The organism is Candidimonas nitroreducens (genome assembly GCF_002209565.1).
GTDB lineage: Bacteria > Pseudomonadota > Gammaproteobacteria > Burkholderiales > Burkholderiaceae_B > Candidimonas > Candidimonas nitroreducens.
Genome location: NZ_NJIH01000008.1, coordinates 183,764 through 209,644 on the forward strand (window position 1 = coordinate 183,764; position 25,881 = coordinate 209,644).

27 protein-coding genes and 1 tRNA gene are annotated in these 25,881 nt (G+C 64.2%); 18 read left to right on the forward strand and 10 right to left on the reverse strand.

What is annotated here, in order from left to right; genetic code table 11:
* Positions 1-11 precede the first annotated feature (11 nt).
* Complete coding sequence (locus CEY11_RS14855; protein WP_088604180.1) at positions 12-1,166, reverse strand: ABC transporter substrate-binding protein; 1,155 nt, start codon at positions 1,164-1,166, stop codon at positions 12-14.
* Between the two features lie 496 nt (positions 1,167-1,662).
* Between CEY11_RS14855 and rplM the strand changes: the two genes are divergently transcribed.
* From rplM to erpA, 5 genes are all read left to right on the forward strand, one after another.
* Positions 1,663-2,091: a 50S ribosomal protein L13 gene (gene rplM / locus CEY11_RS14860; protein WP_088604181.1), complete on the forward strand. Its 429-nt coding sequence runs from the start codon at positions 1,663-1,665 to the stop codon at positions 2,089-2,091.
* A gap of 9 nt (positions 2,092-2,100) precedes the next feature.
* Positions 2,101-2,493, forward strand: coding sequence for a 30S ribosomal protein S9 (gene rpsI / locus CEY11_RS14865; RefSeq protein ID WP_088604182.1), 393 nt, complete (start codon positions 2,101-2,103; stop codon positions 2,491-2,493).
* 283 nt (positions 2,494-2,776) lie between these two features.
* The gene (gene argC / locus CEY11_RS14870) at positions 2,777-3,838 is read left to right on the forward strand and encodes an N-acetyl-gamma-glutamyl-phosphate reductase (RefSeq protein WP_408608134.1); all 1,062 of its coding nucleotides are present in this window, start codon (positions 2,777-2,779) and stop codon (positions 3,836-3,838) included.
* A gap of 49 nt (positions 3,839-3,887) precedes the next feature.
* The gene (locus CEY11_RS14875) at positions 3,888-4,610 is read left to right on the forward strand and encodes a DUF6776 family protein (protein WP_088604184.1); all 723 of its coding nucleotides are present in this window, start codon (positions 3,888-3,890) and stop codon (positions 4,608-4,610) included.
* A gap of 61 nt (positions 4,611-4,671) precedes the next feature.
* Positions 4,672-5,040: an iron-sulfur cluster insertion protein ErpA gene (gene erpA, locus CEY11_RS14880; protein WP_088604185.1), complete on the forward strand. Its 369-nt coding sequence runs from the start codon at positions 4,672-4,674 to the stop codon at positions 5,038-5,040.
* A 78-nt stretch (positions 5,041-5,118) separates the two neighbouring features.
* Here the strand turns inward: erpA and CEY11_RS14885 are convergent, their stop codons facing one another.
* Entirely contained in the window at positions 5,119-6,222 is a 1,104-nt protein-coding gene (locus tag CEY11_RS14885) for an anhydro-N-acetylmuramic acid kinase (RefSeq protein WP_088604186.1), read from the reverse strand.
* Positions 6,223-6,292: 70 nt separating this feature from the next.
* Positions 6,293-7,672, reverse strand: a complete 1,380-nt coding sequence (locus CEY11_RS14890; RefSeq protein WP_088604187.1) for a M23 family metallopeptidase — start codon at positions 7,670-7,672, stop codon at positions 6,293-6,295.
* A gap of 215 nt (positions 7,673-7,887) precedes the next feature.
* Between CEY11_RS14890 and tyrS the strand changes: the two genes are divergently transcribed.
* From tyrS to CEY11_RS14945, 11 genes are all read left to right on the forward strand, one after another.
* A complete protein-coding gene (gene tyrS / locus CEY11_RS14895; protein WP_088604188.1) occupies positions 7,888-9,114 on the forward strand; it encodes a tyrosine--tRNA ligase in 1,227 nt (408 codons plus the stop codon).
* A gap of 40 nt (positions 9,115-9,154) precedes the next feature.
* Positions 9,155-9,793 (forward strand): YbhB/YbcL family Raf kinase inhibitor-like protein, encoded by a 639-nt coding sequence (locus CEY11_RS14900; RefSeq protein WP_088604189.1) that lies wholly within the window; start codon positions 9,155-9,157, stop codon positions 9,791-9,793.
* A gap of 362 nt (positions 9,794-10,155) precedes the next feature.
* Positions 10,156-11,400, forward strand: coding sequence for a serine hydroxymethyltransferase (gene glyA / locus CEY11_RS14905; protein WP_088604190.1), 1,245 nt, complete (start codon positions 10,156-10,158; stop codon positions 11,398-11,400).
* Positions 11,401-11,476: 76 nt separating this feature from the next.
* Positions 11,477-11,938 (forward strand): transcriptional regulator NrdR, encoded by a 462-nt coding sequence (gene nrdR, locus CEY11_RS14910; RefSeq protein WP_088604191.1) that lies wholly within the window; start codon positions 11,477-11,479, stop codon positions 11,936-11,938.
* On the forward strand, positions 11,935-13,137 hold the full coding sequence (gene ribD, locus CEY11_RS14915) for a bifunctional diaminohydroxyphosphoribosylaminopyrimidine deaminase/5-amino-6-(5-phosphoribosylamino)uracil reductase RibD (protein ID WP_088604192.1): 1,203 nt from the start codon (positions 11,935-11,937) through the stop codon (positions 13,135-13,137). The genes nrdR and ribD overlap by 4 nt, the downstream gene beginning before the upstream one ends.
* A 361-nt stretch (positions 13,138-13,498) precedes the next feature.
* The gene (locus CEY11_RS14920) at positions 13,499-14,125 is read left to right on the forward strand and encodes a riboflavin synthase (protein ID WP_088604193.1); all 627 of its coding nucleotides are present in this window, start codon (positions 13,499-13,501) and stop codon (positions 14,123-14,125) included.
* A 91-nt stretch (positions 14,126-14,216) separates the two neighbouring features.
* Positions 14,217-14,307 (forward strand) — tRNA-Ser (locus CEY11_RS14925).
* A 472-nt stretch (positions 14,308-14,779) separates the two neighbouring features.
* Complete coding sequence (locus tag CEY11_RS14930; RefSeq protein WP_088604194.1) at positions 14,780-15,109, forward strand: type II toxin-antitoxin system RelE/ParE family toxin; 330 nt, start codon at positions 14,780-14,782, stop codon at positions 15,107-15,109.
* Positions 15,106-15,438 (forward strand): addiction module antidote protein, encoded by a 333-nt coding sequence (locus CEY11_RS14935; protein ID WP_088604195.1) that lies wholly within the window; start codon positions 15,106-15,108, stop codon positions 15,436-15,438. Before CEY11_RS14930 ends, CEY11_RS14935 begins: the two co-directional genes overlap by 4 nt.
* A gap of 502 nt (positions 15,439-15,940) precedes the next feature.
* On the forward strand, positions 15,941-16,252 hold the full coding sequence (locus CEY11_RS14940) for a ubiquitin family protein (RefSeq protein ID WP_088604196.1): 312 nt from the start codon (positions 15,941-15,943) through the stop codon (positions 16,250-16,252).
* Positions 16,249-17,037: a lipoate--protein ligase family protein gene (locus tag CEY11_RS14945; RefSeq protein WP_088604197.1), complete on the forward strand. Its 789-nt coding sequence runs from the start codon at positions 16,249-16,251 to the stop codon at positions 17,035-17,037. The genes CEY11_RS14940 and CEY11_RS14945 overlap by 4 nt, the downstream gene beginning before the upstream one ends.
* Before the next feature lie 662 nt (positions 17,038-17,699).
* On the opposite strand, the gene CEY11_RS14950 is transcribed toward CEY11_RS14945, so the two are convergent.
* Together CEY11_RS14950 and CEY11_RS14955 are read right to left on the reverse strand one after the other, a co-directional pair.
* Entirely contained in the window at positions 17,700-17,885 is a 186-nt protein-coding gene (locus tag CEY11_RS14950; RefSeq protein WP_088604198.1) for a CsbD family protein, read from the reverse strand.
* 226 nt (positions 17,886-18,111) lie between these two features.
* A complete protein-coding gene (locus CEY11_RS14955; protein WP_088604199.1) occupies positions 18,112-19,626 on the reverse strand; it encodes a helix-turn-helix transcriptional regulator in 1,515 nt (504 codons plus the stop codon).
* A 288-nt stretch (positions 19,627-19,914) separates the two neighbouring features.
* Here CEY11_RS14955 and CEY11_RS14960 point away from each other — a divergent pair, with 288 nt between their 5' ends.
* On the forward strand, positions 19,915-20,142 hold the full coding sequence (locus tag CEY11_RS14960; RefSeq protein ID WP_088604200.1) for a hypothetical protein: 228 nt from the start codon (positions 19,915-19,917) through the stop codon (positions 20,140-20,142).
* Between the two features lie 574 nt (positions 20,143-20,716).
* Positions 20,717-21,715 carry a LacI family DNA-binding transcriptional regulator gene (locus CEY11_RS14970; protein ID WP_088604202.1) on the forward strand — a complete coding sequence of 333 codons (999 nt, stop codon included), beginning with the start codon at positions 20,717-20,719 and terminating at the stop codon, positions 21,713-21,715.
* Positions 21,716-21,864: 149 nt separating this feature from the next.
* Here the strand turns inward: CEY11_RS14970 and CEY11_RS14975 are convergent, their stop codons facing one another.
* From CEY11_RS14975 to CEY11_RS14995, 5 genes are all read right to left on the reverse strand, one after another.
* Complete coding sequence (locus CEY11_RS14975) at positions 21,865-22,044, reverse strand: hypothetical protein (protein ID WP_088604203.1); 180 nt, start codon at positions 22,042-22,044, stop codon at positions 21,865-21,867.
* A 183-nt stretch (positions 22,045-22,227) separates the two neighbouring features.
* Positions 22,228-22,722 carry a surface-adhesin E family protein gene (locus CEY11_RS14980; RefSeq protein ID WP_088604204.1) on the reverse strand — a complete coding sequence of 165 codons (495 nt, stop codon included), beginning with the start codon at positions 22,720-22,722 and terminating at the stop codon, positions 22,228-22,230.
* A gap of 53 nt (positions 22,723-22,775) precedes the next feature.
* Positions 22,776-23,486, reverse strand: coding sequence for a 7-cyano-7-deazaguanine synthase QueC (queC, locus tag CEY11_RS14985; protein WP_088604205.1), 711 nt, complete (start codon positions 23,484-23,486; stop codon positions 22,776-22,778).
* A gap of 50 nt (positions 23,487-23,536) precedes the next feature.
* Positions 23,537-25,006: a sensor histidine kinase gene (locus CEY11_RS14990; RefSeq protein ID WP_088604206.1), complete on the reverse strand. Its 1,470-nt coding sequence runs from the start codon at positions 25,004-25,006 to the stop codon at positions 23,537-23,539.
* Complete coding sequence (locus CEY11_RS14995; protein WP_088604207.1) at positions 25,003-25,749, reverse strand: response regulator transcription factor; 747 nt, start codon at positions 25,747-25,749, stop codon at positions 25,003-25,005. Before CEY11_RS14995 ends, CEY11_RS14990 begins: the two co-directional genes overlap by 4 nt.
* Positions 25,750-25,881: the final 132 nt, after the last annotated feature.

Genomic DNA, 25,881 nt, shown 5'->3' on the forward strand with positions numbered 1-25,881 from the left:
GCGCCTATTGCTTATTTCTCGATGATGTACTTGCCGTCATGCGTCATGCTGATGATGGCAGTCTGCTTGGCGTCGTAGCCAGCCGGCTTGCCCGCCCGGTTCTTGGCCTGGGTGAACTCGAACGCGCCGGTGGCACCCGTCCATTTGACGTTGGGCAGCGCATCGCGCAGCGCCGTCCGGTCGGCGGCCAGGTTGCCCGTGAGCTTGACCTTTTTCAGGGCCTGCGCCGCAATGTGCATGGCGTCGTAGGACTGCGCCGAGAACTGGTCGGGGGCCGTATTGTACTTGGCTTTGTAGGCGGCCACGAACTTGGTGTTTTCAGGCGTGTTGTTGTCGATGGACCAGGGGCTGCCCACCCACAGGTCGTTGGACGCGGCGCCCGGAGCCAGGTCGAAGATCTTGACCGAGTTCATGCCGTTGCCGCCGATGAAGGGCAGCTTGATGCCGAGCTGGCGGGCCTGCACCATGATGGGGCCGCCTTCGGCCAGCAGCGCCGACAGGACGATGGCATCGGGGTGGGTGCTCTGGATCTTGGTGAGCTGGGCCTTGAAGTCGACGTCGCCCTTGGCGAAAGTTTCCGTGGCGGTGACCGGAACCTTCAGGTCGGCCAGCGCCTTCTTGAAGTTGTCGTAGCCGCTCTTGGTGAAGACGTCGTCGTTGCCGTACAGCACCGCGACCTTCTTGATGCCGAGCTTGCGCTGCGCGGTGCTGATGGTAACCGGCAGCACGTCGGCTTCGGTCACGGAGTTGCGGAACACATAGTTGCCGATGGAAGTGATGCCGTCGGCGGTGTTGGACGTGCCGAAGGCCACGGTCTTGGCGGCCTGGGCGATCGGGTCGGCGGCCTGGGCCGAGTTCGACAGCGTGGGGCCGAAGATCATCAGGACTTTGTCTTGGAAGATCAGTTTCTTGAAGACGTTGATGGCTTCTTCTTTCTTGCCCTGTTCGTCTTCGACGACGAGCTTGATTTTGTTGCCGTTGATGCCGCCGGCTGCGTTGATCTCGGAGGCTGCCAGCTCGAAGCCGTTCTTGATGGAGTGGCCGTACTGGGCGGCGCCGCCGGAAAGCGCTTCGGCCATGCCGATGGTGATGTCGGCGGCCTGGGCCACGGAAAGGCTGCCTGCGGCGATGAGCGACGCCAGGAGGATCTTGCGAGTGCTGTGCATGGTGAATGCCCTTGTATTGGTATTCAGTTTGAAATACGCGGGAATGGGTGTATCCCGGCATTCCTGCGCTGCCCGGGCCCCCTCGGGCCAGGCAAGGATCGGATTATCACGCAATTCGTAGCGGATTGAAACCCGTGGAAAACGATAATTTGGCGGTGTTTTCAATCTTTAAGCTGCAAAATCCCGATAAGTGGTGGGGTGTATGCGCTATCTGGAAGATGTCCGGCTCTGCGGTTCGGAGGCGCGCCGGGCGGATCCGGGACGAAAGCCACGTGCCCGTTTGCTTGCAGCCGCTTGAAAAATCAAGAGATTATGCTATGATGGTGGGCTTTCTAGCGGAATTTGTGCCTATGTGCCACGGGCCCATGGGTTCTTGGAAAGAGTCGCGTACGGGCGGAACACAACGCCTAGATGGGGCTTTCCAGCTGCGAGAAAACCAGTGCGTGCCTGTATTCATATGGCGGGCGCGCGTTTCGAACATTCATCAGGAACCATCATGAAGACCTTTGTGGCCAAGCCGCATGAAGTCCAGCGTGACTGGTACGTGATTGACGCCAAGGGCAAAGTCCTCGGTCGTGTGGCCAGCGAAGTCGCACGCCGTCTGCGCGGCAAGCACAAACCGGAATTCACGCCCCACGTCGACACCGGCGATTACATCGTCATTGTCAACGCTGCCGAAATCATCGTTACCGGCAACAAGTCGCACGACAAGAAATACTATCGTCACTCGACCTATCCGGGCGGTATCACGGAAACCAACTTCGAGAAGATGCAGCAGCGCTTCCCCGGTCGCGCAATCCAGAAGGCGGTCAAGGGCATGCTGCCCAAGGGCCCGCTCGGTTACGCCATGATCAAGAAGCTCAAGGTTTATGCCGGCGCCGAGCATCCGCATACGGCTCAGCAGCCCAAACCGCTGGAATTCTAAGGATAGCTCATGATCGGTAACTGGAATTACGGAACCGGCCGCCGCAAGACTTCGGTGGCTCGCGTGTTCCTCAAGAAAGGGTCGGGCCGCATCGTTGTCAACGGCAAGCCCGTCGACGAATACTTTGCCCGCGAGACCGGCCGCATGGTGGTGCGCCAGCCGCTGGAACTCACCGGCCACCTCGAGTCGTTCGACTTTCAAGTCAACGTGCATGGCGGCGGCGAAAGCGGCCAGGCCGGCGCGGTGCGCCACGGCATCACCCGTGCGCTGATCGACTACGACGCGACGCTCAAGCCTTCGCTGTCGCAGGCCGGTCTGGTCACGCGCGACGCCCGCGAAGTCGAACGTAAGAAAGTCGGTCTGCACAAGGCCCGACGCCGCAAACAGTTCAGCAAACGCTAAGCTGTGCGGTGCGAGGCCCTGCGTCTCGCAAGAATGCAAAAACCCCGGCTTTGCGCCGGGGTTTTTGCTTTTCGGTTTGCTATCCCTGGGCGGCGACGCAACGGTGCAACAGGGCAAGGACGCCGCGGGGCTTCGGAGTTTCAGGATTCCCGACTTGGGCGTTGCCGATTTGTCTGCCGCGTCCTGCGCAAGCCGCGGGCTTGTTGCATAATCAAGTATGGGCCCGCGGCTCCGCGGCCCGGGGCATATTCAGCGTATATCGTATTTTTCTGGGTGAAACATCATGACGGCGGCATCTCCTCGGATCAAGGCAGGCATAGTGGGCGGCACGGGCTATACGGGCGTGGAACTGCTGCGCCTGTTGTCCCAGCACCCGAACGTGGAGCTCACCGCCATCACCTCGCGCAAGGAAGACGGCATGCCGGTGGCCGACATGTTCCCCAACCTGCGCGGCCGCGTCGATCTGCGCTTCCAGACCCCCGACAGCGCCGCACTGGATCAGTGCGACGTGGTGTTCTTCGCCACCCCCCACGGCGTGGCCATGAGCCAGGCGCGCGAGCTGCTGGGCCATGGCGTGCGGCTCATCGACCTGGCGGCCGATTTCCGCCTGCGTGACACCCAGGTCTTCGAGAAGTGGTACAAAATGCCGCATTCCTGCCCCGACATCCTCGAAGAATCGGTCTATGGCCTGGTCGAGATCAATCGCGAGCGCATCGCGGGCGCTCGGGTCATCGGCAACCCCGGCTGCTACCCGACCACGGTCATACTGGGCCTGACGCCCCTGATCGAGGGCGGCAAGCACCTGGTCGACACCACCCACATTATTGCGGACTGCAAGTCCGGCACGTCGGGGGCGGGGCGCAAGGCCGAGGTCGGCACCCTTTATTCCGAAGCGGGCGACAACTTCAAGGCCTATGGCGTGGCCGGACATCGCCACCACCCCGAAATCCTCGAGCAGCTCAAGCACATCGCCGGCGAGGCGCTGGGGGTGACCTTCGTGCCGCACCTGGTGCCCATGATCCGCGGCATGTTCTCCACCATCTATGCGCGCATCCTGCCCGAGGCCCTGGACACCGATTTCCAGGCCCTGTTCGAGCAGCGCTATGCCGGCGAGGCCTTCATCGACGTCATGCCCGCGGGCAGCCTGCCCGAAACGCGCTCGGTGCGGGCCTCGAACCACCTGCGCATTGCCGTGCACCGCCCGGGCGGCGGCGACCAGCTGGTCGTGCTGGTGATCCAGGACAACCTGGTCAAAGGCGCGTCGGGCCAGGCCGTGCAGAACATGAACCTGATGTTCGGGCTGCCCGAATCCACCGGCTTGGATCACGTGGCCGTGCTGCCCTGATGGCCGCGCAGGCGGGGAACTCCCCGGCTGCGGGCCGGTCTGTGCATCCATGACGCAAGACACCAAGCCCGCCCCGATCCGCCCCGCAACCACGGGGCGGTACGCACGGGCGGCCGTGGCGGCCCTGGCCGTAGGCCTGGTCGGCGGCGTATTGGCCGGGCGCCTTTGGGGGCGGCACGAGGCCGGCCGCGATTACGTCCACCTGCAGGCCCAATACCAGCAGAGCGTGGCGCGCGGCGCCCAGGATCTGGCGGCGCTGCATGCCAAGGTCGATCTGCTGCAGGGCCAGCTCGCGGTCGAAAAAAGCACCCGCAGCGGCCTGGAGTCCAGCCTGCTGCAGGCCCAGGACGAACTGTCCCGGGCACGCGACCGCCTGGCGTTCTACGACCAATTGCTGCCGCCCGGCCCCAAGGGCAGTATCGGCATCCGCGCCTTCGAGGTGCGGGCCCAGGGGCCGGTGCTGCACTACCGTGTGCTGCTGATGCGCAACGCCGCAAGCGATGCGCCTTTCAAGGGCACGATGCAGTTCGTGGCCACGGGGCTCAAGCAGGGCAAAACGGTTAAAATAACCCTGGAGCCGGCCCAGGCCGCCGGCGGGCAGGGCGCGCAGCCTGGTGCGCTTGCCCTTGAGTTCGATCAATTCCAGCGCAGCCAGGGCTTGTTGAGCCTGCCCGATGGCTTTATTCCGCGTGCCGTCACGCTCGATATCTACGAGGGCAAGACGCTGCGGGCATCCGGCAGCGCCGATGTGCCGCTGGCCGACAGCCCCTGACCGCGCTGTTGAACACCACAAGTTTTGCGCAAGCAAGTCGCTTGCACTGGAGTAGTGCCACATGAATACCGCGACTGAAACCGTCGATCTGCAAGCCCCGCCTTCGCCCATACTCTTCACCGATGCGGCGGCGGCCAAGGTCAAGGATCTGCTGGCCGAGGAAGGCAACCCCGAACTGAAACTGCGCGTGTTCGTGCAGGGCGGCGGCTGTTCCGGCTTCCAGTATGGCTTCACGTTCGATGAAACCATCAACGACGACGACACCACCGTCGACAAGGGCGGGGTACAGCTGCTCATCGACCCCATGAGCTTCCAGTACCTGGTGGGCGCCGAGATTGACTACAAAGACGACCTGGAAGGCGCGCAGTTCGTCATCCGCAACCCCAATGCCGCCTCTACTTGCGGCTGCGGTTCTTCGTTCTCGGCCTGAACCGGGGGCTCAAGCGGGCGCGTACCGCGGCCGGCCGGCGGGGCGCCCTGCAATAGGGTAGAGGGGTGTCAGCCGGCTTCAGGCCGGGTAGCGGCAGCCCAGCACGCTGCGGTGCCGCGCCCCGGTAACCGTAGGCAGCCCGGCGGGCTTGCGCAGTTCATGCGCCTGCGCCAGCCACGCAAAGGCCAGCGCCTCGACCAGCTGCACCGGCACGTCCATGCGCGTCGTGGGGTATACGGGGCGGCGCAGTTCCTGTTCAAGGTCGTGCATCAGCGCGCGGTTCAGCGCGCCGCCTCCGCATACCAGCACTTCCTGTGTCGCCGGGGCGTACCGGTTGATGGCCCCGGCCACGGTGCGCGCCGTGAGGCTTTGCAGCGTGGCCTGCACATCGTTGTCGGCCAGCGCGGAAAAGGGCGCGAGCCGCTTGGCCAGCCAGGCGTAGTTGAACAAGTCGCGCCCAGTGGATTTCGGCGGGGGCGCATCGAACCACGGTTCGCTGCGCAGCAGGGCGTCGAGCAAGCCGGGGTCGGCGCGGCCGCTGGCGCCCCAGCGCCCGCCGGCATCGTAATCCTTGCCAGTGCGATCCTTGCACCACAGATCCAGCAGCACATTGGCCGGCCCTGTATCGAAGCCGCGCACGGGTTCGCCGGGGTGCAGCAGGGTCACGTTGGCGATGCCGCCCAGGTTCAGCACGGCGCGCGGCACCTCGGCGCTGAACACGGCTTCGTGGAAAGCCGGCACCAGGGGTGCGCCCTGGCCGCCGGCGGCCACGTCGCGGGCGCGGAAGTCGGCAATCACGTCGATGCCGGTCAGCTCGGCCAGCAGCGCCGGCGCATTGATCTGCAGGCTGTAGCCCGCGGCCGGGTCGTGCCTGACGGTCTGGCCATGCGCGCCGATGGCGCGCACCCTGGCCGCCGTGACGCCGCTTTGCTTGAGCAATTCCTGTACGGCCGCTGCATACAGCCTGGCCAGCTGATTGCCGGCATTGGCGGCACGCACCAATTCGTTGGGGCCGCTCAGGTTCAGCGCCAGGAATTCCTGGCGCAGGCGTTCGGGCATGGGCAGCGACACGTGCGCCCGGATCTGTGGACGGCATGCTTCGGCCAGATTGGCCAGCACGCCGTCCACGCCGTCGGTGCTGGTGCCCGACATCAACCCTATGTATAAGACTTCCTGGCTCATGGCCGACTCCGTGTCCGGGGGTTCATGGCTTGCGGCAAGCCGAACACTGGCACTGGCACGCTAGGGCCTCCTAGCGGCTGGCCACCTGAATGTCGTGGCGCTGCAGCTCGGCCAGCATGCGGATGTGCTGGCGGTAGAGCGCAACCTTGTGTTCGAAGGCTGCCAGCTGGCGGCCTTCGAGGGCGCGCGCGATGGGCAGCTTGACGGACAACGGGTCGACCGGACGGCCGTCGACGCGGAACTCGTAGTGCAGGTGCGGGCCCGTGGCCCATCCGGTGGCGCCCACGTAGCCGATCAATTGGCCTTGCTGCACCTTGGCGCCGCGCTTCAGGCCCGCAGCAAAGCGGCTTTGATGAGCATAAAGCGTGGAGTAATGCTTGCCGTGGCGGATGATGATGACGTTGCCGTAGCCGTTTTGCCGGCCTATGAATTCCACCGTGCCATCCGAGGTGGAGTGTATGGGCGTGCCCTTGGGGGCGGCGTAATCCACGCCCTCGTGTTTGGCCCATTTGCGGTGCAGCGGATGCAGCCGCCGGCCGAAGGTGGAGCTGATGCGCGTGAACTGCAGCGCGGTACGCAGGAAGGCGCCCTTCAGGCTGCGGCCGTCGAATCCATAATAGGCGCCGTGGCCGCTCTGGTCGGCGAACCACACGGCTTCGTAGGGATGGCCTCGATTGATGAATTCCAGCGCCAGTACGCGCCCGCTGCCCACCTCGGCACCATTGTGCGTATACGACTGGTAGATGACGCGGAAGCGGTCGCCGTCGCGCAGGTCTTTGATGAAATCTATTTTGCTGCCCAGGATGTCGGTCATCTGCTGGGTAATGTCGTCGGGGATGCCGGCGGCGTCCGTGGCCGCATACAGCGAGCTGTCGATGGTGCCCTCGGCCATGCGCACCTGCAGTGTTGCCGGCTCGTTGGACTCGTGGGCGATGAAGCCGCCGTGTCCGTCGGGCTCGACGTTGAGCCACTTGGCGACATAATGCTGGCCTGCGCTGGCGCCGGGGGTGTGGTTATAGCGCAGCCAAACCAGGTGTCCGTCGCGGTCTACCGCGGCCTGCATGCTGCGCCCGGGCATGAGCATGTGGACGGAGTGGGCGTTCTTGTCGTAGGTCAGGAACTTTTGCAGCCCGGGTTCTTGTATGTGCAGGCGCTGCAGCAGGGCCGCCAGCGTGTCGCCGGTGTGGATCTGGGTTTCGTTGACGAAAGGCTGGTCGAACTTGGCGGCGGGCGCGGGAAAGGGTTCGGGCAGTGCCAGTGTGCGGCGCACGGCATGCACCAGCGGCATGGTGCCGTCGTCGCTGCCGGGCTTGACGATGGCCAGTGCGGCGGCCGCGACGAACAGCCCGAGCGTAAGAGCCACGAAACCGTTACGGATGTACAGGAAGCTGGAGTGATGGGCGGGATGAGTCCCCGCGGAGGGATGAGATAGCGTCCCTTTTTTGAACATAAAGTAAAGCCTAGGTGATGTGGTGGAAACTTGCGCGTCCGGGTTTCCCCGGAAGCTGGCGCCGGTCTGCGGCCTGGCAGCAAGCGCTCTGATAATATCCTGCCTGGAAGCCGCGGCGCGGCAAGCCCAGATGCAGCGATTCCATTAGCACGCTATCCTAACGTAATATGCTTGAAATTTCGAGCATTTTTTCCAATTCCTGTTTACGGTTCCTCATGTCGTCCCCCGAATCCCCGCTCACCCCGGAAGTCCAAGCCGATCTGCGCATCGCCAAAAGAGGCTGCGACGAATTGCTGGTCGAAGCCGAGTTCGCCCGCAAGCTGGCCCGCAGCCGCGCCACCGGCGTACCCTTGCGCATCAAGCTGGGTCTGGATCCGACGGCGCCCGACATCCACCTGGGCCACACAGTGGTGCTCAACAAAATGCGCCAGCTGCAAGATCTCGGCCATACCGTCATCTTCCTCATCGGCGACTTCACCTCCATGATCGGCGACCCCAGCGGGCGCAACGTCACGCGCCCGCCGCTGACGGCCGAGCAGATCCAGGAAAATGCCAAGACCTATTACGCGCAGGCCAGCCTGGTGCTGGACGCCGCGCGCACCGAAATCCGCTACAACTCTGAATGGAGCGATCCGCTGGGTGCGCGCGGCATGATCCAGCTCGCCTCGCGCTACACCGTGGCGCGCATGATGGAGCGCGAAGACTTCACGCGCCGCTACAAAGGCGGCATACCTATTTCCGTGCACGAATTCCTGTATCCCCTGATGCAGGGCTACGACTCGGTCGCGCTCAAGGCCGACCTGGAACTCGGCGGCACCGATCAGAAGTTCAATCTGCTGGTGGGCCGCGAGCTGCAGAAGGAATACGGCCAGGAGCCGCAGTGCGTGCTGACCATGCCGCTGCTCGAGGGCACCGACGGCGTGGACAAGATGTCCAAGTCCAAGGGCAACTATATCGGCATCTCCGAGAGCCCTTCGTCCATGTTCGGCAAGCTCATGTCGATCTCGGACACGCTGATGTGGCGCTATTACGAACTGCTGTCGTTCCGCTCGCTCGACGAGATCGAGCTGCTGCAGAAACAAATAAAAGAGGGACGCAACCCGCGCGATGCTAAAGTTATGTTGGCGCAGGAAATCGTCGCCCGCTTCCATACGCAGAAGGCGGCGCAGGATGCGCTGGCCGATTTCGAAGCGCGCTTCCGCGACGGCGCCATCCCGGAAGACATGCCCGAGGTCAGCCTCGGTGCGGCGCCGCTGGGCATACTCAAGGTGCTGCGCGAAGCCGGGCTGGTGGCCTCAGGCTCTGAAGCGCAGCGCAACGTCGAGCAGGGCGGCGTGCGCGTCGACGGCGACCGCATCGAGGACAAGGCGCTGATGCTGCCGGCCGGCACCTACGTGGTGCAGGTGGGCAAGCGCAAGTTCGCCAGGGTTACATTGATGTGAGCCCGTGCCTTATTGATCCGATCATCTCAGGAGGGAACCCATGAAGCTCAACAGTGCATCGTTTACCGACCAGCAGAGCATCCCGCAGAGGTATGCCTTCGGCAAGATCGACGAGGCATCCCACATAGCCCTGTCTGATAATGTCAACCCGCAGCTTACGTGGTCGGAACCACCCAACGGGGCGCAGTCGTACGCCTTGATCTGCCACGATCCCGACGTGCCCACCAAGCCCGACGACGTCAACCAGGAAGGGCGTGAAGTGCCGGCCGACCTGCCGCGCGCCGACTTCTACCATTGGGTCATGGTCGATATACCGCCATCGGTCACGGAAATCGCCGAGGGCGCTTATTCCAGCGGCATCACCCCGCGCGGCAAAGGCGGCGCGGTCGGCGCCAACGGCGCGCGCCAGGGCATCAACGACTATACCTCGTGGTTCGCCGCCGACCGCGACATGAGCGGCGATTACTTCGGCTATGACGGCCCGTGCCCGCCCTGGAACGACGCCTTGCTGCATCATTATGTATTCACCGTATACGCGCTGGACGTTGCCAGCCTGGGCCTGGAAGGCAGCTTCAGCGGCGGCCAGGCGCTCAAGGCGATGCAGGGCCACGTGCTGGCGCAGGCCACGCTGACCGGCACCTATACGCTGAACCCGCGCCTGGCCGGCGCCGGCAAATAGCCCGAATCGGCCTGCTCTGGGCCATCGCGGCCTCGGGCCATACCCTGGGCCATAGGGGTCTCGCGTAGTCGCGAGGCCCTTTTTATATCCGCCATGTGTGCGCGTTCATAGCTCGGCCACGGGTAGCTGCGCGCCATGCCGGCCATGGCCGGACGGGGTGCGGCGCGGATGGCGGCCCGTGCCCTGGCCTGTTTGCATGAATATTCCGCAAATTGGCATGAAACCTTCACAGTTTGGCCGGAGTTATGGGCCGAAAAGCTGCCATTTGTGGCGAATTCGAGGCGCTTGCCTGTGGCCGGCTTGCGGTTCGCGCTAAAATTCTTCTCTTTGCTTTCCGCCATACCGCCAATCTAGGATGCCACATGTTTGACCGCTCACTTACCCTCGATAAAGTCGATGCTGATGTCTGGGCCGCGATTCAGAAAGAAAATGTCCGCCAGGAACAGCACATCGAGCTGATCGCCTCGGAAAACTACACCAGCCCGGCCGTGATGCAGGCGCAGGGCTCGCAGCTGACCAACAAATATGCCGAAGGCTATCCCGGCAAGCGCTATTACGGCGGCTGCGAATACGTGGACATCGTCGAGCAGCTGGCCATCGACCGCCTCAAGCAGCTGTTCGGCGCCGAGGCCGCCAATGTGCAGCCCAATTCGGGCTCGCAGGCCAACCAGGGCGTGTACATGGCGGTGCTGAAGCCCGGCGACACGGTGCTGGGCATGAGCCTGGCAGAGGGCGGCCACCTGACCCACGGCTCCCCGGTCAATGCCTCGGGCAAGCTGTACCACTTCATCTCCTACGGGCTGAACGCCCAGGAAGAACTCGACTACGACCAGCTCGAGCAGCTCACCAAAGAGCACAAGCCCAAGCTCATCGTGGGCGGCGCTTCGGCCTACGCGCTGCGCATCGACTTCGAGCGCATGGCGCGCATCGCCCACGACAACGGCGCGCTGCTGATGATAGACATCGCCCACTACGCGGGCCTGGTGGCCGGCGGCGCCTACCCCAACCCCGTGCCGCATGCCGACTTCGTCACCTCCACCACCCACAAGTCGCTGCGCGGCCCGCGCGGCGGCGTCATCATGATGAAGGCCGAATTCGAAAAGGCGATCAATTCCGCCATTTTCCCCGGCATCCAGGGTGGCCCGCTGATGCACGTGATCGCCGCCAAGGCCGTGGCCTTCAAAGAGGCGCTGGCCCCGGAATTCAAGGAATACGCCGCGCAGGTGGCCAAGAACGCCGACGTGCTGGCGCGCACCCTGGTCAAGCGCGGGCTGCGCATCGTCTCGGGCCGCACCGAAAGCCACGTCATGCTGGTCGACCTGCGCGCCAAGGGCATTACCGGCAAGGCCGCCGAGGCGGCGCTGGGCCAGGCTCACATCACGGTCAACAAGAACGCCATCCCCAACGACCCCGAAAAGCCCTTCGTCACCAGCGGCATCCGCCTGGGCACCCCGGCCATGACCACGCGCGGCTTCAAGGAAGCCGAGGCCGAACTCACCGGCAACCTGATCGCCGATGTGCTGGACAAGCCGCAAGACGAGGCGTCGATCGCCGCCGTGCGCGCACGCGTGCACGAGCTGACCTCGCGTCTACCCGTCTATCGCTGATGCGCTGAATGGTATATCTTTTGCGATGTACCATTGACCACAGGACAGGCCCGGCATGCCCGGGCCTGCTTGCACCATGAAATGCCCGTTCTGCGGTAGCCTCGAGACCCAGGTCATCGACTCGCGCGTCTCGGAAGAAGGCGACACCATACGCCGGCGCCGGCGCTGCACCGCCTGTGACCGCCGCTTCACCACCTACGAGCGTGCCGAGCTGGCAATGCCGGCCGTGGTCAAGCGCAACGGCACGCGCAGCGAGTTCGACGGCGAGAAACTGCGCGACAGCCTGCGCCTGGCGCTGCGCAAGCGCCCCATCAGCACCGAGGCGGTCGATGCCGCCGTCGCCCGCATCGAAGAACGTATTCTTACCAGCGGCCGGCGCGAGATCACATCCAGGCATATCGGCGATCTGGTCATGGCCGAACTCAAGAAGCTGGATCAAGTCGCCTACGTGCGCTTCGCCTCGGTCTACAAAAGCTTCGAAGACATAGGCGAATTCGTCAAGGCCATCGACGAAATGAAGGTGCCGGGCAAGCCATGAGCGCGTCCGCCCGGCCGCCCGAAGTCTCAGCCGATTCCAACGACGCGCACTGGATGCGCCGGGCCATCGGCCTGGCCGAGAGCGTGCTGTACCTGACGGCGCCCAATCCCCGCGTCGGCTGCGTCATCGTGCGCGACGGACAGGTGCTGGGCGAGGGCGCCACCCAGGCCGTGGGCGGCCCGCATGCCGAAGTCATGGCGCTGCGCGACATGCAGGCCCGTGGGCACAGCGCCGCCGGCGCCACGGTTTATGTCACGCTGGAACCCTGCAGCCACCATGGCCGCACGCCTCCCTGCGTCGACGCCCTGATCGCCGCGCGCCCGGCGCGCGTGGTGGTCGCCATGACCGACCCTAATCCCCTCGTCGGTGGCAAGGGGCTGGCCCGCTTGCGGGCGGCCGGCATCCCGGTCAGCGCCGCGGTATGCGCCGAAGCAGCCCTGGCGCTCAACCCCGGCTTTGTCGCGCGCATGACCCGCCGCACGCCCTGGCTGTGGCTCAAGCTGGCCGCTTCCATGGACGGCCGCAGTGCCTTGCACAATGGCGCCTCGCAATGGATCACCGGCCCCGCCGCGCGCGCCGACGGCCATCATTGGCGGGCACGCAGCTGCGTGGTTCTGACTGGCTCGGGCACCGTGCGCATCGACAATCCGCAGATGAATGTGCGCCACGTTCCGACACCGCGCCAGCCCATCCGGGCCATCGTCGACACCCGCCTGGAAACTCCCGAAGACGCCCGCATCCTCGATGGCGGGCCGGTATGGATCTTCACCTGCCATGACGACGCGGCCAAGGCCCGGCGCCTGGAAGCGCGCAACGCCCGCGTCATCGTCCTGCCCTCGGTGCCGAGCCGGCCCGAGGCGCCCAACGGCAACTTGCGTGTCGACCTGGCCGCCATGCTGCGCTGGATGGGCGAACACGACGTCAACGAAGTCCACGCCGAGCCCGGATCCAAGCTCAGCGGCGCGCTGCTGCAATCGGGCTGCGTCGACGAATTGCTGCTGTACATGGCGCCCGTGCTGCTGGGCGATGCCCAGCCCATGGCACGGCTGCCTGCCCTGCAAAACCTGGACGATGCCCGGCGCTTCGAGTTCTTCGAGGCCACGCCTCTGGCGCCCGACCTGCGCATCCGCGCGCGCGTGACGCAGAACTGGCGCGAGCTGCTGCGCTGCGTGCAGCCCCCCGCCGGCCCAGGCGTCTAGCGGCGCGGCGTCATTTCCCATTCGTGTCATTTCCCATTCATAAGTGCCGCCGCGCAAACATCGTTGCACATGCCGCACAGGCTATCGCACCCATCAGCGCGCGGCGATTATGCGTAGTGGCATTGAGGTCGCCAGAGATCATCAAACTCGTCACTGTGCGCAGCGACCATGGACGCGGCGACTCGCCTGAGCCCGGCTGTGCCCGCCCACCCGCGCACAGTGATTAGGGCGCTGCGGCAATGCTATATTTTGCCCTGGGCAGCAAGGTTTTTAGGCCATTGGTATTTCGCCGCTGCGCGATGCCGGGCCGGTATCAGTAGCGGGCCGCGCACTGCGTTCCCGGCCACACAGGATGACGAATATGTTTACAGGTATCGTGGCCGCCGTCGGCCTCATCGAGAAGGTCGAGCCGCTGCGCGCGGACAGGGCGGATGCCGGGGTGCGCCTGCGCATCAGGGCACCGGAACTGCCCCTGGAACATAGCCGGCTGGGCGACTCCATCGCCATCCAGGGGGCCTGCATGACCGTGGTCGATTTGCGCGAAGACGGCTTCGAAGTCGACGTTTCACGCGAAAGCCTGAACCGCACCGTGGGCCTGGACGCACCCGGCGAGGTCAACCTCGAGCATGCCCTGAAGCTGGGCGACGCCCTGGGCGGGCATCTGGTGTCCGGCCACGTCGACGGCCTGGGCGCCGTCACGCATTTCAAACCCGTGGGCGAATCCTGGGATCTGCGCATCGACGTGCCGGCCCAGCTGGCCAAATATCTGGCCTACAAGGGCTCGATTACCGTCAACGGCGTGAGCCTGACCGTGAACCAGGTCGACGACCATGCCCGCGGCTGCGAAATCCGCATCAACCTGATTCCGCACACGGTGCAGGTCACCACCCTCAAGCACCTGAAGCCCGGCAGCGCCGTCAACCTGGAAATCGACATGATCGCCCGCTACGTCGAGCGGATGATGGCAACCACGGCCATCCCGGCCTGAGCCGCACCCCGCCGAGGCCTGGGGCCTGGATAAGGGCGGATTCTGTTAGAATAGCGGACTTCGCGCGTTTTCCCGGAAAATGCGCAGGCAAGGACAGGTGGCCGAGTGGTTGAAGGCGCACGCCTGGAAAGCGTGTATACGTGAATAGCGTATCGGGGGTTCGAATCCCCCCTTGTCCGCCAGGAATTAGTCTACAGCAGTCTACTACCGTATAAAAAGCCCGCATGGTTATTGGCCTTGCGGGCTTTTTTACCATCATAGAACGGTATTTTTGACGGTATATGGAAATACCGTCACGCGAGATACCATCATGAAGCTATCGGATATAGCCGCCCGACAGGCCAAGCCGAAGGAAAAACGGCTGCACCAAGGCTATCGAGAAGCGTAGAACCCTGAACATCGCCGAGCGCTAGTTGCAGAAATGCAGTCAGGTCATGCGCTACGCCGTGGCCAACGACTTTGCCGAGCGGCCGACAATGATGCTTGTATCTGAAGCCGAGAGCCAAGATGATGCAGGCCTGGGGCGACTACCTGGGAGCGCTGCGGATAAGTAACGTAGTGTCCATGCGCGGGGCCTGTGCGCGACTACTTTCGATGGCTTCAGGTGAAGAAGAGGCTGTCCGTTGATGGTTTTGTAACGTATAATACACAAAAATGTACCAGGCAATCGAGTACCTCAATTCCGAAGGGAAAGGCCCCTACAGGGAATGGCTGCTTGCATTGGTTGATCGGCGGGCCCGTGCGCGCATCCTGACGCGCATCAACCGCATGGAGGCGGGCAACTTCGGCGACTGCAAGCCCTTGGCCTCCGGCGTGTGGGAATTGCGCATCGACTGGGGGCCCGGCTACCGCGTGTATTACGCTCAGGCCGGACGGCGCCTCATTCTGTTGCTGGCCGGGGGCGACAAGCGCAAGCAGCAAGCCGATATCGACGCAGCCATTTCTTACTGGAAAGACTGGCAAGACCGGGAAAAATCATCATGACCACACACCGTACCCCAACAAGCCGCCCCCATGACGAGACGGTCATCGACATGCTGCGCGACGATCCCGAATTTGTGGACGAGTACTTGGCAGCGGCTTTGGATGAAATCGATCAGCCCGGCGGGCAGGCCGCGCTATTGGCTGCCTTGCGTCATGTGGCCGAGGCCCAGGGTATGGCCAATGTGGCCCAGAAAGCGGGTATTCCACGCGAAAGCCTGTACCGCGCCTTGTCTTCCAAGGGCAACCCCACCATCAAAACCTTGCTGGCCGTGATCAACGGCGCAGGCCTGCACTTGGCCGTGACCCGCGCTGAACATTCTCCAGCTTGACCTCTTACGCTAACACCGAGCCCGACGGGGCGAAAAGCCGGAACGCCTATCGGCCCGGTGCTGGCACCTATTTAGATGAGCGGCGTAGATGGGCGGCGCACAGATGAGCGTATGAAATTCATATCTCTGGGTGAATTGGTGGGAGTGGGCGTCGAGATAAAAAGGCGGAAATTCACACCTCCGCCACAATCAGCGCAGGACGCGAAAATTAGGGAAATCGATGCATTTTCTGAGGTGGCGTCACTGAGGTGGCGTCAGTTATACATCCAGCCATTCACAATGCACGAGCCCTTGCCAGGAATTTCCATCATTGCTGAACGATAGCGAACCGAACCTGCCCTGCATCGTGCAAGCACGAGACTGCGGCGGGTTTTTCTTTGCCTGTTTGGGGCTTCATCGATCTCGGCATGGGTATGTCGCCGGCCAGTGGCAATAGCGCTCATAATGCACAGTATTGCCGTCGGTGTCGACGGCGCGGGTGTGTTGGACGGAACCAAGAGCGATGATCAGGCAGGATGACACAGGCGTTGAGGCCCTGCGGCATGGGGAATACAAGATTCCCGGCGGCAAGCTGGTGGTGGTAGACCTGCGTGTGGCGCAGGGCCGGCTGCGGGACGTGCAATTGTCGGGTGACTTTTTTCTCGAGCCCCCGGAAGTCCTGGATGCGATCAATGCGGCGCTGGTCGGCCTGCCGAGCGATGCAGGCGCGACGGCGCTGGAAGCGGCGGTGCGGGCCGCGCTGGGGCCGGATGTCGTCATGTACGGCATCACGGTCGAGGGTATTGCGGTGGTCGTGCAAAGGGCGCTGGCATGAGCGGCGAGACGAAACGCAGCGAATGGGCCGACCACGATTGGCAGCTGATCCACGACGCGCCGCAAATGCCTTTGCAGCATATGGCCTTGGATCAGGTACTGCTGGAGGAGGTGGCGGCGGGGCGGCGCGCGCCTACCCTGCGCATCTGGGAGTGGGCCGCGCCCGCGGTGGTGATCGGGATCTTCCAGTCGCTCAGGAACGAGGTCGACGCCGCTGCTGCCGGCCAGCTCGGCATACAGGTCGTGCGCCGCATCAGCGGCGGGGGTGCGATGTTCATCGAGCCCGGCAATACCATCACTTATTCAATCTACGCGCCCGAGTCGCTGGTGGCGGGCATGAGTTTTCGCGATGCCTACGCCTATATGGATGCGTTCGTGCTGGAGGCGCTGGGCGAGCTGGGCATCAAGGCCTGGTATCAACCCCTGAACGACATCACCTCGGAGGGCGGCAAGATCGGTGGTGCCGCGCAGGCGCGCCGGGGCGGCGCCGTGCTGCATCATGTGACCATGGCCTATGACATCGATGCAGTGAAGATGCTGCAGGTCTTGCGCATAGGACGCGAAAAATTGTCCGACAAGGGTATCCAGTCAGTGGCCAAGCGGGTCGATCCGCTGCACAGCCAGACTGGCCTGCCGCGCGAGACAATCATAAGCCGCATGGTAGATACCTTTCGCCGCCGCAATGGCTTGAGCCCCAGCGCCTTGTCTCCGACCGAATTGGCGGCGGCCGAGCGCCTGATCGGGGAAAAATTCGGCACCGAAGCCTGGCTGGCCAAGGTGCCTTAAGAGGGAGTGAGGGCGCCTGCCGGCGTCCAGAGGGCTTGATTGATCCCTGCCGACGCTTGGTGAGCCTGGCGGGCGCCGCACGCTGGCGCGTTCACCATCGATATGGGGGGGTCATATGGCGCCTGCCCCGCCCCGCCTGGGATCTGAAGCGGGCTATCTGGCCGGAAGCCCGGTGCCTGCCCGCGGCTGGCGAGGGCACGATGCCGATATCGCGGTCATTCCAGGCTATTGCCAGCACTAGCGCCATCAGCATGGCACCGGCTGCATACAGAACGAATGGGATCAAATCGCTGGTCATGGCTCACCCTTTTGGTTTGCGGCTGTCCGGCCATCCGCTGCTCCGTTCGGCTGGTCAACGATCAGCAAATACAGAACTTGGGATACCGGCCAGCGTCTGAATCGATAAGCGTTCGACGTGTGGATTCAATGGGCCGCCGCTTGCTGCATTTCGGCATTTCGGCATTGCTGCATTGTGGCAGCGACGCGGCGGCCCATGCACTCACTGCCCGTAGCGGCTCTTCGCGTCCGCGATGTACAGCAGAGCGGCCGCGGCCAGCGGCTTCACGATGTATGGGTTCTTGGGATGCATTTCTTGCTCCTGGAATAACGATCGTAGTAGCCGCGAGAGCGGACGCCCGCGCCCGCACCTCTCGCGCGGGTCGTCAGCGCTTGTCGAGCGCGTCGCGCACTTCGTCTTTGGCTTCCCCGACTTTGCGCTGCACTTTGCCCACGGCCTTCTCGGCCTTGCCGCGTGCTTCGGTATCGTGATTGCCGGTGGCCTTGCCGACGGTTTCCTTGACGGAGCCTTTTATTTCTTTGGCCGTGCCCTTGATGCGATCGCTGTCCATGTTGCACTCCTGGTGAGTTGAGACGCGTGATCCGCCGCAACCGGAGCTTGGCGGCCGATGGGTTCGGGGCCGCTGCCTCGGTTCGGGGATGTGTCAACTGTACGGATGAGTGCCACGGCGCGGAAGGCTGTGCCGCACTAGATGCACTAGTATTTTTTGACGTTTCTTTTTGTTGGGTGTGTTACGTAATGTGCGCCGGCCTTCGGCCGCGGGCTGTGGCCCATGGTTACGCGTCGCGCTTCTTGGTGCGTGTGGGCGGAAGATCCCAGCCATGCCCGGTGATGCCGCGTTCGCGGGCCCAGACGATGGCCGCGCCGCGCCGGTGCACGTCGAGCTTGGTGTAGAGCATGGACACGTGGTTGCGCACGGTATTGCGCGACAAGTGCAGGAAGTCGGCGATTTCCTGGTCGTCCATGCCTTCGCACATCAGCCCCAGCACTTCGCGCTCGCGCGCGGTCAACTCTTCGAGTTCGGCGGTATTGACGGGCTTGGCGGGAGGTCGGCGGATCTGCGCCAGTTTTTCGATGATACTGCGGCTGAACCAGGAGGTGTCCTGCATGACGGCCTCTATGGCCGAAATCAATTCGCCTTCGGAACGCTTGCGTTCGGTGATGTCCTGAAAAACGCTCAGCACACAGGGCCGGTCATGGATGTTCACGGCTTCGGCCGAGGCCAGGCAGTCGAGCATGGCGCCATCTTTGGTGTTCAACTGGATCTCGTGGCTGCGGATGCTGCCTGTTTGTTCCAATAGCGCCTGCATGCGGCGGTGAGCCTGCGGGTTGGCCCAGATCGGCAGTTCCTCGCTGGGCCGGCCTACCAAGTCCTGCGCTGCGTATCCGGTCGTCTGGGTGAACGCGTCGTTGACTTCCATGAACTCGAAGCCGTCCAGCGAACCCAGCGCCATGGGCACGGGAGCGAGCCGGAAGGCCTTCGAGAAACGTTCTTCGGTCTGGCGCAGGCTGTCTTCGACCTTCTTGCGCGGCTCCAGGTCGATGAAGGTGAACAGCATGCAGGCCTCTTCGCCCACGTCTATGGGTTGGCCGGCGACGACGACGAACTTGTTGGCGCCGCCCGGCAGCCTGATGGTGGCCTCGGTCTGCCCGATGGTGGTGCCGGCGTTCAGAGAGGCGATGGCCTGATCCCTGTCGGCGGTGTTTTCCAGTACGTCGAGTTCATAGGTCGAACGGCCCAGTACATCGTCGCGGGTGTATCCCGTCATCTCCAGGAAACCTTGATTCACTTTCACATAGCGCAGGTCGGCCAGCCGGCAGATCAGTGCGGGAGCGGGGTTGGCGCTGAAGGTTAGTTCGAAGCGCTCTTCGGCGTCGAAGCGCTGCGTGGCGTCCTTCATGACCAGCACCAGCGATTCGGGTTCGCCGCCGGCATTGCGCAGTATCAGGCTGCGCACCTGATGCACGCGATGAAATTCGGGGTCGTTGCGGGGCTCGACCTCCACGACCACGTCGCTGAATTCTTCCTGCGCAAGCACGCGGGCCATGGGATATTGACGCGGGCGCAGAGGGTGGCGATTGCGATAGCGCAGCGCATAGCGCTTGCGGTAGGCCGCGACGTCGGCGCCCAGGTCGGCGAGTTCTGCGGCCCCATGCATTTCGAGGGCAGTCTCGTTCGCCCAGACGATCGAGCCGTCCGGTTCCAGCAGCAGCACGCCTTCGCTCAATCCGGCAATGATTTGCTGCAGGTGGCGTCTATCGGTCTTGGGTACCGGAGTCGAATCGTCCATATGGTAACTGCCTCGTAAGTGCCGCCGCTGATCCCGGCTCTCGTTCGGCGGCGTGTATCGGCGAGCCTGTGAGGGGCGGTGGGCTTGCGCACCTTAGCAAGTATGAATCGGACAAGCCCTGTCCCCTTGCAAAAACACTATACAGAATGATGTGGATCAATCTGGCGGCCCGGGCCCCGGCTGCGTACTCTGATAGCGCCCCCATACCCTGAGCGGGCGGTTTTCTCAGGGGGCGCGGATGTAGGTTGCGCGGCTGTGTGAGGGCATTTATCGGCTCAGGAGATTGGTATGGTTTCGATACACAATTACGGCGTGCGCCACCGTTATGGATCGCCGGATCGGGAGGGTGGCTCCGAGCCCGCGCGCGGCGCGGAGCTCTCCGATGGCCCGGATCATTGGTCCAGCGACGACCCGGATGAGAGCGACCGACCCACGCGCGAGCCCGGCGGCAGGAATAAGAGCGGCGGCCGAAAAAAGATCTTCCCCGGTTTGAGGGGCGGCCGCAAGCTGGAGTGACCTCGAGCCTGTGCGCGAACCCGGTTCGATGAGGCGGGATCGGGCAAGAACCCGTTTCATTTCGCCCCATATGCAGCCCCGAACGGGAGCCCAAGGGCCCCGGCCCTCGAGCCGGGGCTTGGCATTGATGCATTCCGGCAGCCGTGGCGCCCCGATGCCCATTTCGGGGGTTGTGGGCGCCTGCTGCTTATGGCTCGACAGGGATCGTTTGCTTGATGACTTGCTTATTGATTGTGTTTGAATTGAGAGTTAAAACGTTTACATTTATAAAAAACACAGTCATCAAGGAGTGAGGCATGAATTCGTTCCCGCGTGCGCCGGGCGCCTGCCCGGCATTGGCCTTGTCTTTATCTACGGCTCGGGCCGTTCATTCGGCAAGCGCCGCCTGCTCTTGAAGCGGGCCGCAAGGCCCTCGGCCGGCATTCCGGCTGGAGCCGCTGAGCCCCGTGCGACGGCGCGCAGCGCTTCTTGCGCCAGCGGCGCGGCGGGGGGCGAGGACAGGGCGCGGCTCCCGTACATGGCCGCGGATGCGCAATAATACGGAATCTCGAATCCCTGCAGGCAGCTGCCATTCATGAGCATCAGAGACGTCGCCGAGCAAGTGGGAGTCTCGATCGCCACGGTTTCCCGTGCGTTCAACGCGCCCGACCAGGTTGCGCCCGAAACCCGCCGGCGCGTGATGCAGGCCGCTACGCAACTCGGATACGTGCCCAATTCCAGCGCCCAGACGTTGCGCCGCCAGTTCAGCAAGGTGCTGGGCGTGGTGCTGCCCACGCTGCTCAACCCGGTGTTCGCCGAATGCCTGGACGGCATCGCGCAAATGGCCGCGGCCAACGGCTATTCCATCGTGCCGATGACCACGGACTACCAGCTGGCCGGCGAAGAGGCCGCGGTCAACCGGCTGCTGGCCTACAGTGTGGACGGCATGATCCTGGTGGTGTCCAACCCCCAGACCTCGCAAGAGCTGGTAAAACTGCAGGCGCGCAGCCTGCCCTATGTGCTGCTGTACAACCGTCATGCCGATCACCCTTGTGTATCGGTCGATTGCGAGGGAGCCATGGGGCAGCTGATACACCGGCTGGCCGGCATGGGGCACAGCCGCATTGCCATGGTCAGTGGCCAGCTTGCCGCCTCCGACCGCTCGCAGCAGCGTTATCGGGGGTATGTCACGGGCATGCGGGAATGCGGGCTCGACGCCTACGATCTCGTGGAAGTGCCGTTCATGGATGCCGTGGTGTCGCGGCTGGCGCAGTTCCTGGGCGCGGCAAGGCGTCCCAGCGCTCTGGTGTGCTCCAATGACCTGCTGGCCATACGCTGCCTGCGCGCCGCGCACGTGGCGGGGCTGGAAGTGCCGCGCGACCTGACGGTGGTGGGTTTCGATGGCATAGAGCTGGGGCGCGATCTCACCCCGGTGCTCAGCACTATCGCGCAGCCGAATCGCGAGATAGGGCGCCGCGGCGTGCAGCTGATCGTGCAGGCGCTGGGCAAGGGCCGCGCGCTCGACCCGGCGGCCAGCCTGACGCTATCGCATGAGTTTCACGAGGGCGAATCGTGTGCCCCCGCCGCGAGCTGAGCCTCGCGGCATGCGAGCCCGCCGCGCAAGAGCCGCAGGCCCGGCCCCGGGCTTGGCCTTACGATAGCTGGTGCTGATCGCTGCGGCTTGGGCGTCGCCTGGACGCTGCGTCCATCCGAATCAAGCCCGTCGATTAGCCAGACAAGACGCTAGCGGTGCCAATTGCCGTTGTCACCGGGGTTGTGGCCGCAACCGCCCGGGGGACAGTTGTAGTGGCCGCGGTCGTTGTCGTGATGGTAGTCGTGATCGTAGCCGTGGCCCCTGTGCCCGTCGACTATGCAGCCGGACAGCGCCAGTGCGGAAAGCGCGAGTATGAATATTCTGATCATGGATTTCCTTTGCAGATTGTGTTGTAGTGATTGCCGAGGGCGGCGCGAACCAGGGGTGCGTGTCGCCTGTGGATACATTGTCCGCTCGGGCTTCAGGCCCTGTCCACGATGGAAATCATTTGATGCCAGGGCGTACGCGGCTGTGATAATTGCATAGCGGCTGTAACGTGCGGGCGCGGTGCGTCACTGCGATCCGGTGGCGTAGCGGCTGTGGCGCGAGTCTTGGATGATGGTGGGCCGCATGTCCTCGAGCCGCGGCGGCGCGGGGCCGGCATCGGTGTTCTTGCAGGCGTACGCGGCGACGCTGTCGAGGCTGCCCCAGGAAACAATGTCCTGGCGCAGCGGCTGGCTGAACGCGTAATGCTTCAGCGACCGGCCCCGTCCATCGCCGGAAGCGTAATAGCTGACGTTCAGCACCCATGCGTAGCGGTTGGCGCAATCGATGCGGTAGCCGGTAATGGTCGAGCGGTAATGCAGCCGTGCATCGAAGGCGGCGGCGAGCGGCTGCGGGAATTCGGCCAGCACCGCGATGTCCGTGGTGGCATCGCCGCCGGGCCGCAGCGAGCCGGAGTCGACCAGATAGCGGGTGCTGCCGGGTACGGTCAGCGGCACCCACGACGGCGCGCAGAACGCGTTCGCCGCGAAGCAGAGTCCGGCAATAGGCAGCAATCTGATCACGGAAGTCGAGCCAGCGATGGAAGGCAGGTGCTTATTCTAGTCGCAAATCCGTATCAATATGTGTCTTTCTGGGGGCGCATATAGGCCGCATATCCTTTGGCCCGCAATTCGCAGGCCGGACAGGTGCCGCAGCCGTAGCCCCAGGGGTGGCGCTTGCTGCGTTCGCCCAGGTAGCAGGTATGGGTGCTTTCTTTCACCAGTTCGACCAGGGCCGGGCCGCCGATCTGTTCGGCCAGCCGCCAGGTCGCGGCTTTGTCCAGCCACATCAGCGGGGTTTCCACTACCAGCGGCCTGTCCATGCCCAGGCTGAGCGATACCTGCAAGGACTTCAGGGTGTTGTCGCGGCAGTCGGGGTAGCCGGAATAATCGGTTTCGCACATGCCGCCCACCAGCACAGACAGGCCGCGCCGATAGGCCAGCGCCGCTGCAAAGGTGAAGAACAGCAGATTGCGGCCCGGCACAAAGGTGTTGGGCAGGCCGTTGCGCTCGAACTCGATGCGCGCGTCGCTGGTCAGTGCGGTGTCGCTGAGGCGGCCCAGCACACCTAGATCCAGCATGTGATCTTCGCCCAGGCGCTCAGCCCAGTCGGGGCGCGCGGCACACAGGGCTTCGCGCACGGTCTTGCGGCATTCGAGCTCGACGGCGTGACGCTGGCCATAATCGAAGCCTATGGTCTCGACGCGCGCATAGCGTTGCAGCGCCCAGGTCAGGCAGGTGGTGGAGTCCTGGCCCCCCGAGAAAAGTACGAGTGCTTGGTTGTGCATGGTGGTGGTTGAGTACGTGTGGTTGCGGTGGTGCGGCGGCGGGGCCGGAGTCAGGGGCTCGCCGACGCCAGTTCGAAGCTGAACGCGGCGCCATTGCCGGTGTCCGGTTCGAGGCGGATGTCGCTGCCATGCAGTTGCAGGATGCGGCGCACGATCAGCAGGCCGAGCCCGCCGCCCTCGTGGTTGCCGCGGCTGAAGGCCGAGGGCCTTTCGAACAGTGTTTCGCGCAATTCCGCGGGGATGCCGGGGCCTTCGTCGCTGACTTGCACGCGCACGCCGGCGCCGCGGTTCTGCAGCGCCACGCGAACGGTGCCGGGCGCTGGACTGTGGCGGATTGCGTTGTCCAGCAGATTGGTCAGCACGCGCTCGATCATGCCCAGGTCGGCGCTTACCGGCGGCAGGGCGCGCGGCACGTCGGCATGCAGGCGCAGCCCGCGCGCCTCGGCGGCCAGCTCGAATTTCTGGAATACGTCCTGCACCAGGTCGGCCAGTGAGAAGTTTTCTTTCTCGGCCCGCACCAGGCCCGATTCCAGGCGCGCCAGCTCGAACAGTTCTTGTGCCAGCCGGCCTACCTTGCGGCTTTGGCCCAGGGCGATCTCGAGATAGCGGCGGCGTTCGGCGACATCGAGCGTATCGGCCTTCAGCAGCAGGGTCTCGAGATAGCCGTGCAGCGAGGTGAGCGGCGTGCGCAGATCGTGCGAAATGTTCGCCACGATTTCGCGGCGTTGCTGATCCTGCCGGCTGAGCTCGGCCCACTGGTCGCTGATGCGCTGCGCCATCTGGCCGAACGCCTGGCGCAGCACCAGGATCTCGTCGCGTTCGCCGCCGTTCGGGCGCGGCGCCGGGGGCAGCACCGCGGCGGCATCGCCGCTGTCGAAGTCGCGTACCGCGGCGGTCAGCTTGCGCAGCGGCCGGGTGATGAGGCGGAAGGCCGTCAAGCCGGCGATCAGGCCCAGCAGCGCCACCAGCGCGATCGACCAGAGGATGGTGTGCAGGGTGGAATTGGCGTTCAGGTCGGCGGCCAGGGCGTCGCGGTTCTCGCCCATCAGCACCACATAGATGTAGCCGTGATCGCGGCCATCGATATATAGCGGGGCGGCGCTGAACACCTTGCGTCCGTGCAGGCTGCGCGGGTCGTCGCCCAGCACCGGCAGCGGCGCGCCCGCCAGCAGCTGGCGGATGGGGGCGATGTCGACGCTGTCGCGCTTCAGGTGCCCGGGCGGCGCGTCGTTGCCCATGATGCGGCCCTGCGGGCCGAGCAAGTAGACTTCGACGCTGGGGTTGACCGCCATCAACTGCGAGAACAGCCGGCGCACGGCCTGCGGCCGCAGGCCGTCCTTGTCCATCAATTGGCTGCTACCGGCGATCTGGCGCGCCAGATCCAGCGATACACGCTGCACGATCTCTTGTTCGTGCCGGGTGCTGCCGGCGATCTGCAGCCACGCCGATGCGCCGCAGCAGGCCAGCAGCAGCACGGCGAACACCGCCGACAGGCGCTGGCTCAGCGTCAGGCGATTCAAGGCCTTGCCCCCGAAGACACGCCTGGGCCGGCGGCTGCCGGCGCCGCGGCGAATTTGTAGCCGCGGCCCCATACCGTGAGGATGCGCCGCGGGTCGGCCGGGTCGGCCTCGATCTTGTTGCGCAGCCGGTGTATGTGGGTGTTGACCGTGTGTTCGTAGCCGTCGTGCATATAGCCCCAGACCTGGTTCAACAGGTCGAGGCGCGAATATACCTGGTCGGGATGGCGTGCGAAGAAGTACAACAGGTCGAATTCGCGTGGCGTCAAGTCTATGGGCTGGCCTTGCAGGCTGGCGACGCGGGCCAGCGGATCGATGCGCAGGCCGTCGAGTTCCAGCGTGCCGGCGTCGGCGCGCAGGTCGCGCGCCATCGCATCGCTGCGCCGCAGCAGCGCCTTGACGCGGGCCACCAGCTCCAGCATGGAAAATGGCTTGGCGAGATAGTCGTCGGCGCCCAGTTCCAGCCCCAGAATGCGATGCACCTCGCTCGCTCGCGCGCTGGTGATGATGATGGGCGTATAGCGAGCCATGGCGCGGGCGCGCTTGCAGAGTTCCAGGCCGTCCATGCCGGGCAGCATCAGATCCAGCACCAGCGCGTCCCAGCTGCCCGTTTCCAGCAGCTGCAGGCCCGCCGTGCCATCGGCCGCGTGCACGACGTCATAGCCTTCGTCGCCCAGATGCAGGCAGAGCAGCTCGGCAATGTGGCGGTCGTCTTCCACCACGAGTATGTGTTTGCTGGCGTCCATGGAATTAGGTCGAAGGCAGGGGCGTTGTTTCCGGGGCGGCATGCGGATGGCTGCGTGCCCCGCGTCTCGCGGTTCCATTATGCGCATATCCGGCTTCGGTAATTATCACAATTTATTTAACTCTCCGTGAGG

What these genes read in the sequence shown, in the direction of transcription:
- CEY11_RS14955 (WP_088604199.1), bottom strand. Translation starts at nt 19,626, where the DNA reads ATGGACGATTCGACTCCGGTACCCAAGACCGATAGACGCCACCTGCAG.
- rplM (WP_088604181.1), top strand. Translation starts at nt 1,663, where the DNA reads ATGAAGACCTTTGTGGCCAAGCCGCATGAAGTCCAGCGTGACTGGTAC.
- CEY11_RS14855 (WP_088604180.1), bottom strand. Translation starts at nt 1,166, where the DNA reads ATGCACAGCACTCGCAAGATCCTCCTGGCGTCGCTCATCGCCGCAGGC.
- argC (WP_408608134.1), top strand. Translation starts at nt 2,777, where the DNA reads ATGACGGCGGCATCTCCTCGGATCAAGGCAGGCATAGTGGGCGGCACG.
- glyA (WP_088604190.1), top strand. Translation starts at nt 10,156, where the DNA reads ATGTTTGACCGCTCACTTACCCTCGATAAAGTCGATGCTGATGTCTGG.
- nrdR (WP_088604191.1), top strand. Translation starts at nt 11,477, where the DNA reads ATGAAATGCCCGTTCTGCGGTAGCCTCGAGACCCAGGTCATCGACTCG.
- CEY11_RS14890 (WP_088604187.1), bottom strand. Translation starts at nt 7,672, where the DNA reads ATGTTCAAAAAAGGGACGCTATCTCATCCCTCCGCGGGGACTCATCCC.
- CEY11_RS14960 (WP_088604200.1), top strand. Translation starts at nt 19,915, where the DNA reads ATGGTTTCGATACACAATTACGGCGTGCGCCACCGTTATGGATCGCCG.
- CEY11_RS14935 (WP_088604195.1), top strand. Translation starts at nt 15,106, where the DNA reads ATGACCACACACCGTACCCCAACAAGCCGCCCCCATGACGAGACGGTC.
- erpA (WP_088604185.1), top strand. Translation starts at nt 4,672, where the DNA reads ATGAATACCGCGACTGAAACCGTCGATCTGCAAGCCCCGCCTTCGCCC.
- CEY11_RS14875 (WP_088604184.1), top strand. Translation starts at nt 3,888, where the DNA reads ATGACGCAAGACACCAAGCCCGCCCCGATCCGCCCCGCAACCACGGGG.
- rpsI (WP_088604182.1), top strand. Translation starts at nt 2,101, where the DNA reads ATGATCGGTAACTGGAATTACGGAACCGGCCGCCGCAAGACTTCGGTG.
- CEY11_RS14995 (WP_088604207.1), bottom strand. Translation starts at nt 25,749, where the DNA reads ATGGACGCCAGCAAACACATACTCGTGGTGGAAGACGACCGCCACATT.
- ribD (WP_088604192.1), top strand. Translation starts at nt 11,935, where the DNA reads ATGAGCGCGTCCGCCCGGCCGCCCGAAGTCTCAGCCGATTCCAACGAC.
- CEY11_RS14885 (WP_088604186.1), bottom strand. Translation starts at nt 6,222, where the DNA reads ATGAGCCAGGAAGTCTTATACATAGGGTTGATGTCGGGCACCAGCACC.
- CEY11_RS14930 (WP_088604194.1), top strand. Translation starts at nt 14,780, where the DNA reads ATGTACCAGGCAATCGAGTACCTCAATTCCGAAGGGAAAGGCCCCTAC.
- CEY11_RS14920 (WP_088604193.1), top strand. Translation starts at nt 13,499, where the DNA reads ATGTTTACAGGTATCGTGGCCGCCGTCGGCCTCATCGAGAAGGTCGAG.
- CEY11_RS14945 (WP_088604197.1), top strand. Translation starts at nt 16,249, where the DNA reads ATGAGCGGCGAGACGAAACGCAGCGAATGGGCCGACCACGATTGGCAG.
- CEY11_RS14970 (WP_088604202.1), top strand. Translation starts at nt 20,717, where the DNA reads ATGAGCATCAGAGACGTCGCCGAGCAAGTGGGAGTCTCGATCGCCACG.
- CEY11_RS14940 (WP_088604196.1), top strand. Translation starts at nt 15,941, where the DNA reads ATGATCAGGCAGGATGACACAGGCGTTGAGGCCCTGCGGCATGGGGAA.
- tyrS (WP_088604188.1), top strand. Translation starts at nt 7,888, where the DNA reads ATGTCGTCCCCCGAATCCCCGCTCACCCCGGAAGTCCAAGCCGATCTG.
- CEY11_RS14950 (WP_088604198.1), bottom strand. Translation starts at nt 17,885, where the DNA reads ATGGACAGCGATCGCATCAAGGGCACGGCCAAAGAAATAAAAGGCTCC.
- CEY11_RS14975 (WP_088604203.1), bottom strand. Translation starts at nt 22,044, where the DNA reads ATGATCAGAATATTCATACTCGCGCTTTCCGCACTGGCGCTGTCCGGC.
- queC (WP_088604205.1), bottom strand. Translation starts at nt 23,486, where the DNA reads ATGCACAACCAAGCACTCGTACTTTTCTCGGGGGGCCAGGACTCCACC.
- CEY11_RS14900 (WP_088604189.1), top strand. Translation starts at nt 9,155, where the DNA reads ATGAAGCTCAACAGTGCATCGTTTACCGACCAGCAGAGCATCCCGCAG.